This is a genomic window from Janthinobacterium sp. GW460-12-1-14-LB5, assembly GCF_059423585.1.
The window spans coordinates 1-809 of the sequence record NZ_JBWKYD010000073.1 but is presented as its reverse complement, the minus strand read 5'-3'; the positions used below and the strand labels follow the sequence as shown (position 1 = coordinate 809).

Genomic DNA, 809 nt, shown 5'->3' with positions numbered 1-809 from the left:
ATATCCGCAGCTTCGGTGACTGGCTTAGCCCCGTTACATCTTCCGCGCAGGACGACTCGATCAGTGAGCTATTACGCTTTCTTTAAATGATGGCTGCTTCTAAGCCAACATCCTGACTGTTTTAGCCTTCCCACTTCGTTTTCCACTTAGCCAATCTTTGGGACCTTAGCTGGCGGTCTGGGTTGTTTCCCTCTTGACGCCGGACGTTAGCACCCGACGTCTGTCTCCCAAGCTCGCACTCATCGGTATTCGGAGTTTGCAATGGTTTGGTAAGTCGCAATGACCCCCTAGCCATAACAGTGCTCTACCCCCGATGGTGATACTTGAGGCACTACCTAAATAGTTTTCGGAGAGAACCAGCTATTTCCAAGTTTGTTTAGCCTTTCACCCCTACCCACAGCTCATCCCCTAATTTTTCAACATTAGTGGGTTCGGACCTCCAGGGCGTGTTACCGCACCTTCATCCTGGCCATGAGTAGATCACTTGGTTTCGGGTCTACACCCAGCGACTGATCGCCCTATTCGGACTCGATTTCTCTACGGCTTCCCTATTCGGTTAACCTTGCCACTGAATGTAAGTCGCTGACCCATTATACAAAAGGTACGCAGTCACGGAACAAGTCCGCTCCTACTGTTTGTATGCACACGGTTTCAGGATCTATTTCACTCCCCTTCCGGGGTTCTTTTCGCCTTTCCCTCACGGTACTGGTTCACTATCGGTCGATTACGAGTATTTAGCCTTGGAGGATGGTCCCCCCATATTCAGACAGGATGTCACGTGTCCCGCCCTACTTGTCGTACGCTTAGTA

1 rRNA gene is annotated in these 809 nt (G+C 50.6%); it reads right to left on the bottom strand.

Features of this window, described 5'->3' with window-relative positions:
- Nucleotides 1–809: ribosomal RNA gene (locus tag AC07X6_RS28585) — 23S ribosomal RNA — on the bottom strand; the annotation flags it as partial.